Annotated in this window: 5 protein-coding genes; all 5 read left to right on the top strand. The window is 61.2% G+C overall.

Annotated features, from left to right (window positions below; genetic code table 11):
• Nucleotides 1–35 precede the first annotated feature (35 nt).
• On the top strand, nt 36–4,925 hold the full coding sequence (locus HMPREF2879_RS01920) for an NAD-glutamate dehydrogenase (protein ID WP_070634700.1): 4,890 nt from the start codon (nt 36–38) through the stop codon (nt 4,923–4,925).
• A gap of 477 nt (nt 4,926–5,402) precedes the next feature.
• Entirely contained in the window at nt 5,403–6,758 is a 1,356-nt protein-coding gene (locus HMPREF2879_RS01925) for a hypothetical protein (RefSeq protein ID WP_070634701.1), read from the top strand.
• A 33-nt stretch (nt 6,759–6,791) separates the two neighbouring features.
• On the top strand, nt 6,792–7,979 hold the full coding sequence (gene pelF, locus HMPREF2879_RS01930) for a GT4 family glycosyltransferase PelF (protein WP_246822887.1): 1,188 nt from the start codon (nt 6,792–6,794) through the stop codon (nt 7,977–7,979).
• Complete coding sequence (locus tag HMPREF2879_RS09500; protein WP_246822888.1) at nt 7,976–8,506, top strand: glycosyltransferase; 531 nt, start codon at nt 7,976–7,978, stop codon at nt 8,504–8,506. The genes pelF and HMPREF2879_RS09500 overlap by 4 nt, the downstream gene beginning before the upstream one ends.
• A partial coding sequence (locus HMPREF2879_RS01935) for a putative glycoside hydrolase family 15 protein (protein WP_070634702.1) occupies nt 8,496–9,672 on the top strand: 1,177 nt, incomplete at its 3' end. The genes HMPREF2879_RS09500 and HMPREF2879_RS01935, both read left to right, overlap by 11 nt.

Raw genomic sequence — 9,672 nt, forward strand, 5'->3', positions numbered from 1 at the left:
TGAAGTGATACCGATATTCGGAGGATAGATTGTCAATGACTGACAAGGCTATGGCACACTTCGCTGGCGCCGATGCATGGGTCGAGCAGTATTTCCTGAACAGCCCCGAAGATGAGCGTGAAGAGTTCACCCCGGCAGAGTTAGAGGATTTGGCTCGCACCCACCGTGCGCTAGCTCAAATCCGCCTGCCCAAGACCCCTGTCGTTGCCGCACGCAACGACGAGTACAACACCACCCTGTACGTCGCGACCGACGACATGCCGCACATCGTCAGCTCCCTGACCGCATGCCTTGCCACGCACTTTGGTGGTTTCGTCACCATTCTTCACCCCACCTTCCTCGCTGAACGCGGCCCGGACGGTACCCTTCTGAGCCTGCGCGGCACCGGCATGCGCGGCAACCTCGCCAGTGGCGATACCGCCACTCTTGGCGTGCCCTCCCTCAAGCTCAGCGAGAACGCCCCGGCGGGTACCACTGTCGCTATTGAAGCCTGGATTGCGGTTCGCCTGACCCGCTACCTCACTGAGGAAGAGCAGCGCCGCTGCGAGAAGGAAGTTGAACGCGTCCTCGCTGACGTTCGCGCCTGCCACACCGACCTGGATGCCATGGTCACCCGCGTTTTCGACCTGGCGCAGTCCATGTACGACCTGCGCGGCGCAACCCTGGGTCACGGCGAGGAATCCTACGCCGCCAACCCGCGCGGTGTGGAGCCTGCCTCCCGTGTGGAGGTGGCACAGGACTTCCTGCGCTGGCTGACCCGCGGCAACTTCGTGTTTATGGGCGTTAAGGAGCGCGTGCTGGACGGCACCTCCGGCGCTATTTCTCTGGTGGACCGCCCCGGTTCGGCGCTCGGTATTCTGCGCACCACGGAGGGTAAGAGCCGCATCCCCCTTTCGGGCGAGACCCTGGAGCGTGCCCTGTTCCCGCGCCCCCTGTACATCACGAAGGCGAATTCCCGCTCCACCGTAGCACGGAACGACTACCTGGACTACATTGGTGTGCGCCGCTTCGACCTGAACGGCCGCGTGATTGGTGAGTACGTCATTCTGGGTCTGTTCACCCGTCAGTCGTACGCACTGCCCGCTATTGAGACTCCGCTGGTGCGTGAGCGTATCGCGATGGTGCGCCGCCGCCTCGGCTACCACCCCGGTTCTTACTCTGACAAGGCGCTTCTGGGTGCCTTGGAAGATTACCCGCGCCTGGAGCTGTTGCACGCTTCCGCTAATGACCTGACCGATACGTTCGGCGGCATCATGGGCCTGGAGGAGCGCCGCAAGACCCGCCTGTTCCTGCGCGCCGACCAGTTCAACCGGTTTATTTCCGCCGTGGTGTACCTGCCTCGGGATCGTTACAACACGAACGTGTGCTCCCGTATTCAGCGGGTGTTCCAACAAGAATTTGATTTTAGTGCCATCGACCATGAGGTGTACCTGTCCTCCTCATCGCTGGCGCGTCTATTTTTCCGCATTCGGCTCACCAACCCCAATGATGTGCCGAAGACGGATCATCAAGCTCTCGAAAAGCGACTGCAAGAAGCCGCCCGCTCCTGGGTGGAAGCAACCGCAGCTGCTATTGAGGCATGGAAACCCGGAGCGGCAGGCCGCCGACTCGCATCAGCCTGGGCAGATGCGACTAGTGCAGCCTACCGAGCCGATTACACAGTAGAACAAGCAATCGAGGATATCGTGATTCTTGAATCTCTCTCGGGCCAGAAGCCCGCCGCAATCAAGGTTGAAGCCGGCGAAGCCAACACCACCCGACTGAAGACCTACCTGTCCGCACCTCACACCCTCACCGAGCTTCTGCCGGTTATGCAGAATATGGGTCTGGTCGTTGTTGATCAGAAGCCCTACGAGTTCAAGCCTGAGGACGGCGAAGACTACGGCTACCTCTACGACTTTGGGGTTCAGTTCCCCGAGGGCGTGGATGCAAACGCTGTGGCTTCCCTTTACGAGGACGCCCTGAACGCCTACCTGCTCGGTGAGCGCGAGTCCGATACCCTGGACCGCCTGATCCTGGCTGAGGGCCTGACCTGGCAGGAAGTACGTCTGTTCCGTGCCCTGAACCACTACCTGATTCAGCTGGGCCTGGGCTACACCCCGTCCTTCATGTCGAACACCCTGCTCGCAAACCCGGCCATCACCAAGCACCTGGTCGAGTTCTTCGAGGTCAGCTTCGACCCGAACAACGGTCTCAACGATGAGCAGCGCAACGCACGCCGTGACGAAATCGAAGCAGCCCTGGTTGAGGAACTGAACCAGATCCCCACCCTGGACGCTGACCGCTACCTGCGTTCCCTCGGCAAGGTCATCCGCGCTATCCTGCGCACCAACGCATACCTTGCTGACCGCCCCGCACTCGCGTTCAAGGTGGCACCGCAGGAGATTGACTTCGCACCCCTGCCCCGCCCCAAGTTCGAGATTTTCGTCTACTCCCCGCGCGTTGAGGGTGTTCACCTGCGCTTCGGTAGCGTTGCACGTGGTGGCCTGCGCTGGTCGGATCGCCGTGACGACTTCCGCACCGAGGTGCTCGGCCTGGTCAAGGCCCAGATGGTGAAGAACGCCGTCATTATCCCCACCGGCGCGAAGGGTGGCTTCTACCCCAAGCAGCTGCCCGACCCCGCAGTGGATCGTGACGCATGGATCACCGAGGGCCGCGAGTCCTACAAGGTCTTCATCGGCTCCCTGCTGGATGTCACCGACAACCTCGCAGTGGGCACCGACGGCTCCGAGACCGTTGTCCGCCCCGAAGGTGTTGTAGCACGCGACGCTGACGACTACTACCTGGTGGTTGCAGCGGATAAGGGCACCGCAGCATTCTCCGACACCGCAAACGCAATCAGTCTGGAGCGCGGCTTCTGGCTGGGCGACGCCTTCGCATCCGGCGGCTCCGTCGGTTACGACCACAAGGCTATGGGCATCACCGCACGTGGTGCATGGGAGTCCGTCAAGCGTCACTTCGCTGAGCTCGGCCACGACGCTCAGACCGAAGAGTTCACCGCAGTCGGCATTGGCGACATGTCCGGTGACGTGTTCGGTAACGGTCTGCTCCGCTCCAAGGCAACCCGCCTGGTCGCAGCATTCGACCACCGCGACATCTTCCTGGACCCGAACCCGAACGCGGCAGTGTCCTTCGACGAGCGTCAGCGCCTGTACGATCTGCCCCGTTCCTCGTGGCAGGACTACAACCGCGACCTGATTTCCGCCGGTGGTGGCGTGTACTCTCGCGGTCTGAAGTCCATCGAGATCACCCCCGAGGTGCGCGAGGTCCTGGGCCTGGACGAGTCCGTCACCGAGCTGGCACCGACCGAGCTGATTTCCGCAATCCTGAAGGCACCGGTCGACCTGATCTACAACGGCGGTATCGGTACCTACGTGAAGGCCTCCACCGAGACCAACGCACAGGTGGGCGACAAGGCTAACGACGCACTGCGCGTCAACGGCAAGGATCTGCGCGCCAAGATTGTTGGCGAGGGTGGTAACCTCGGCTTCACCCAGCTGGGTCGTATCGAGGCTGCGCTCAACGGCGTCATCCTCAACACCGACGCAATCGACAACTCCGCAGGTGTGGAAACCAGTGACCGTGAGGTCAACATCAAGATTCTGGTGGACCGCCTCGTGGCACACGGCGAGCTGTCCAGCGAAGAGCGTGCTTCCTTCATCGAGTCCCTGCAGGACGAGGTCGGCGGCAAGGTCCTCGAGACCAACGTTGAGCAGAACGTTCTGCTGCAGGGTGAGTTCCACGGCTCCTTCCTGGGCACCAACCTGTACAAGCGCCTCATGCACGACCTGGAAGAGCACGCCGGCCTGAACCGCGCCGTCGAGTTCCTGCCCACCGACGAGGAGCTGGACGAGCGTCTGGAGACCACCGGCGACCGCCTGACCCGCCCCGAGCTGTCCGTCCTGGCTGCGTACGTGAAGATTTACCTCACCCACGCACTGGAGCAGACCGACTTCGCGGACGACCCCTACCTGGAAGGCGTTCTGCGCAGCTACTTCCCGGCAGCACTGGTTGAGCGTTTCGGTCAGCACCTGGACTCGCACCCGCTGCGTAAGGAAATCATCTGCACCCGCGTCGCTAACGAGCTGGTCAACATCGGCGGTATCACCTTCGCATACCGCGTGATGGAGGAGTTCAACGTCGGTATCGATTCCGTCGCACGCGCCTTCATCGTCGCTCGTGAGCTCTTCGAGCTGGGCACCGCAGCTAAGTTGCACCGCGAACTGCCCCCGAAGACCCCGCTGGATGCATGGTTCACCGTTCTGCGCGACAACCAGCGCGTTCTGGATCGTGCTGTCCGCTGGTTCATCACCGAGCGTGGCGTGGTTGCTGGCACCAGCATCTCTGAGCTGCTGGAGATCTTCGGCTCCGTCGTCGAGATGCGCCACAACCTGCCCGAGTACCTCTCCGGCACCTCCCGCGAGCGTGTTCGTGCAAAGCGCGACGCAGGCGAGGCATGGGGCCTGCCCGAGGAACTCATCGTCATCTGGATCCGCGGTTTCGAGGGCTACGCCCTGCTGGACGTTATCCGTGCGGCACGCGACCACGACTTCGAGGCAACCTCGCTGGCACCGGTCTACTTCGCAACCTACGACCGCTTCAAGGTGGACGAACTGCTCGGCCTCATCACCGAGCTGCCCCGCAGCGACCGCTGGGAGATCCTGGCACGCCAGGCAATGCGCGGCAGCCTCTACGAGACTGCTGCAAGCCTCGCACTGTCCGTGGCTGAGGGCGCGAAGGGCGACTTCTCCACCGTGGATGGTGCACAGCAGGCACTGGCAACCTGGATTGAGGAGCACCCGACCCGCGTCGGCAACATCGACCGCATCCTGAAGGAGATTGGCGAGGCCGCTCTCGACGCATCCGGTCACCCGCGCTTGGCTGTAGTGTCCGTGGCACTGCGTACTCTCTCGAGTGCATCCTAAATAGCTAAGGCCTGTTAGGGTCGCTTAGAGCATCCCGGTTCCCTCCCGGTGGGAGGGGCCGGGATGCTTTTGCGCAGGGACACATGGTGTGTGCACAGGTAGTGCGGGGGATCCTTGGTTGGGTGAACCTTGTGCCGGTGTGCCAGCGCGTCAGCACCTAGCGTGGAGCACCCAAATCAAGGTTGTTGCACCCCGCGTATATTGCATAGAATATTGCTCTCACTAGATGTTTTGCATTCTTGTGTGACGCGCATTATGTGGGTGTGTCCTAAATCCCTCCAAATATCAAGTAGAGGGTTAAGGAAACCAAAGGTTTTAGTTGATATATGCCGTATATTGATTCACGGCGGCATCAGCGCAAACCATGGGGACCCGGCACTTCTCGGTACGACGAGTCTTCCCCCCTGGCGCGTCACACGGTGCTGTTCAAACACACTGCCCCTAATCTTTACGATTATCGACTGAAAGTCTGCAAGATTGTCTACCAACCACGGTACCGAGGAAAAAACCACCACCGCCTGGCGCCTCCTCATTAACTTTCTGCTTTACGTTTCCCCGGTCGCGCTGCTGACCACCGTCTTCCCCATGGTCACCCCGACCATTAACCGGTACAACCTTGATGGTGTACCCCTGATCCAGGTGATTCTGGCGGCGTCCATTACCGTTCCTTGGCTCAGCCAGGCAGCCTGCCTGCCCCTTTACCGTGCTATCCAGATGGAGCACAAGAAGATTGCGGACGCCCGCGAAGGCCTGCGTATTCACGCTGAAACCCTTGAGCACCAGCTCAAGCGTGCCGAAGCACGAGCCGTACGCGCACGCATGTCCGAGCCGCAGTTCCAGGACATTACCGACCTGACCGCGTTCACCCGCAACTGGCTCTATCTCTTCTTCATGACCATGCCGCTGGTGCTGCTCTTCGCAATTCCGGTCGCCCTCGTTCTTCACTGGAGCCCGACTGCATTCGGTGCGTTCTTCGTCCTGGGCGTTCTCAACATTGCGTTCGCGCAGCTGCTGGTCATCCCGAACCTCGCGAAGAACCGCATCATCTGGTTCATCGCGTGGCTTGGCTACACTCTTGCCTTGTACTGCTACCCCGTCATCTGGTTCCTGCCGCCGCTGGTTGGTTCGCTCATCCTGCTGGTGAGCCTCGGTAAGGACCTGGTGCACCTGCTGCACTTCGCGCGCATCCCGCTCAAGGACATTGCGCTCGACGCCCTGCGCGGCTTCTTCACCGGCTCCATCATCTGGGCCGATAAGTACATGCTCTTCCTGGTCACCGGCGGTGAAATCAACGTCGTGGCAATCTACCTGAGCCTGATCCCCTGCGTTATTGCCTACAACTACTTCTTCGTGGTGGAAGCAGACCGCGTCAACGCAAGCATCCAGCACTTGTGGACCATCTTCGACCGCCTGCCCTACAAGGGCGTTCAGGCGGAGTCTTCGAAGGCTCTGCGCACCTCCAACCACGCTATCCGCAACTCCCTGCTGATTTACATCGCCAGCGCTATCGTTACCGGCATCCTGATGTTCATCTTCCTGCCGCAGTCCTACCCGCTGGCGCTCTCCGGCCTGGTCGTGGCGTTCCTCTTCGTTGCAGTGGCACTGCTGATCTACCAGATTGAGTACATGACCATGTACGTCACTGTGCAGCTGCTCTCCGCAGCGCACCTGGTGCTGCTCTTCATCTCCTTCATGATCCTGCCCAACGAGACCGGCTACCTGCCCATCATCGTGGGCGAGACAGTGCTCGCCTTCGCATGCTACCGCGTCTACCGTCAGGCGTGGGCTGCACCCGAGTACTCCCTCTTCTGGCGTCGAGCCCTCGCCTGGTAAGAACCGCACGGTCCGCGAAAGACACATACGACAATGACTGAACAGATGTACCGAAACCACTACGCGCCGCTGCAGCTTCCGGCTCCCGGCCCCCACTACAGCGACCCCGAATACCCGGACGTTGACGTCGCCATCATCATGGAATCCACCTACCCCTACCTCAAGGGTGGTGTGTCCGCGGTGGTGCACGATATCGTCTGCGAAAACCCGGATCTGACCTACGGCATTATTCACATCGCCTGGGATAAGAACTCCCCCCACGAAGACCTCTACGGCATGCCCGAGAACGTCAAGTGGGTCAAGGTGCTGTACCTGAGCCTGGAAGTCAACCGCGAGGCCTTCGCGGAAGCCTGTGACCCCTCCGCACTGCGCATGAACTTTGCGGAGCGTCAGGCACTCACTCAGCGCCTCATGGACGGCTTCAGCGCCCTCATCGCCGGCGACGTGAACCCCCTCTGGAAGCTCTACGACGAGGGCATCAACCCCGCAACCCGCAGCTACAACCTCTTCGGCCTCTTCGGAACCCGCGAGTTCATGCAGGCGATTGCGGGTCTGGGCTTCTTCTCCGAGGTGCCCTTCGGTGAGCTCTTCTGGAAGGTGCGCGACTTCGTCTCCATCCTCTTTGCGATCCTGCACGAGCGGATGCCGCACGCCCGCGTCTACCACGCCCACACCACCGGCTACGCGGCACTCATCGCCGCCGCCGCCGCACGTGACCACGGCACCAGCTTCCTGCTGACCGAGCACAACCTCTACATTCGCGATACCGTGAACACCAAGCTCGAACGCAACATGGCGAAGCCCGTCACCACCGACTACGCCTTCCTCAACGAAGAGCGTGAGCACCCCGGCCTGGGCCCGGTCACTCTCGACGAGCGTGCCTGGTCCGTCTGGTTCGTCGAAATGGGCCGCTTCTGCTACCCCAGCGCTGACATGGCAACCTACCTGTACCCCAAGGCTCTGGAAGAGGCACGCGGTATTGGCGCGCCCATCGACCAGATGAACGAGGGCGAGAAGGACCGCGCAATCATTTTGCCTAACGGTATGCTCATCGAGTCCGTGGCGGAAGCCTACTACGCCCGCCAGGCGGCGCGTGCCCGCATCCTCGCTGAGGGTCGGGGCCACGTGTGGCGCTTCGTGTTCATTGCCCGCGTGGTGCCCATTAAGGGCCTGACCGACCTGATCGCTCCCTCGCGGTGCTGCGCGATCAGGGTCTGGTGAACTTCCACCTGGACGTGCTCGGCCCCAAGGACCACCTGCCCGAGTACTACGAGCTGTGCCTGCGCACCATCGAAGAGCTCAACATGGGCGAGTACATCACCTTCCACGGCACCGTGAACGTGCGTGCGATGCTCGACCGCTTCGACCTGCTGCTCATGCCCAGCTACAATGAGGGTCAGCCGATTGTGGCGCTCGAGGCGATGGCCGCGTCCATCCCGCTGGTCAGCACCGACGTGGGCGGTATGTCCCAGCTCATCGATGATGTGCTGGTCGCCCCCGACGGCCACGAAATCGGTAACTGCGGTATCTTGACCATCCCCGGCGATATTCACGGCTTCGCGGCGGCGCTGCGCACCCTCATGGAGGAGCCCAGCATCTACGAACGCTACTGTGTGAACGCCTACGACCGTATCGTCAGCTTCTTCCAGCTGCGACTGGTCATGGACCGCTACAACACGATTTACCGCGAGCTGGGCAAGCTGCCTCCTCGCGCCCCCGAATTCAACCCGGAGTACGATGGCGAATAACCTCACCCGTTTGGGCGGACCCGGCAAATTTGGTGCCTGGGTCCGCTACGGCGGTAAGCCCATTACCCAGCAGCAGCTCGATTTTGCGGTCAAGAACTACTCTGTCGCAATCCTGCAGCCCTGGGAACTGGACGCGGCACGCTACCTGAAGAAGCGTGCACCTCAAATGGTGGTGCTGGCGTACAAGTGCCTGTCTTCCACCCGCTCTTATGAGCCCGGCCCGATCTATTCTTCGGGTGTGTCTTACCCGCTGGCGCAGTCGATGGCGAACTCCGGTAAGGATTTCTTCGCCCACCGCCTCAACGGTGACCGTATCGAGTGGAAGGGCTACCCCAAGCACTTCCAGATGCAGGTGTGGAACGCCGACTATCGTTGGCACTGGGTGGACGCTGTGGTGCGCGAAATGCGCGACTCACCCTTTGACGGGGTCATGGCTGATAACGATGTGGAGAACGATTACTACGGTCTGGACCTGCCCATCCAGGGCGTGGAGTCCATGACGAAGATCCGTGAGCACCTGGATTTTCTGGTTGCGTACGCCGGTATTGAGCTGAATAAGATTGGCAAGATTCTGGTGCCCAATATTGCTGAGTCTCGTCTGCGTTACGGCAAGTGGGAGCGTCACAGCGCCTACGGTGGCGGCTTTGAGGAGGTGTGGCTCGGCTGGGGTCCGAACGACTACCTGTCTTCGCCGTATGCCGTGATGCAGGGTCGTGAGATTGCGAACGGCTCGGCGGGCGACGTGAACCTGGGTGCTACTTTTGCGGGTTTGGGTGGCCGTAGCGCCGCCTCGCAGAAGAAGGTGACGATTCTGCGCACCCCGCTCAGCGACCGTAAGGCTCCGATTACCGGCACGGATGAGAATTTCCTCTACGGTTTGGCGGGCTTCTGGGTGTTCGGTGGAGGTGCCTTCACCGGCATCAGTGCAACCCACCACGACGCCTACGACGAGATCCCGCACGCCCCGGAGCTCTCCTATGATCTGGGGGATCCGGTCGGCGGTATTATCGCTCAGAAGACCGCTCAGACTCGTGCCTTTACTCGTGGTTGGGCTGCTCTGAACACCGGCTCGAAGGATGTGACCGTGACGGTTCCCTCTCATCTGGTGGATGCGGCAAACCGCCCGGTGCCTTCGAGCTTCACGCTGCGGGCGCATCAGGGTGTGG

Origin of the sequence: Rothia sp. HMSC069C04 (assembly GCF_001812895.1) — a bacterium.
Taxonomy (GTDB): domain Bacteria; phylum Actinomycetota; class Actinomycetes; order Actinomycetales; family Micrococcaceae; genus Rothia.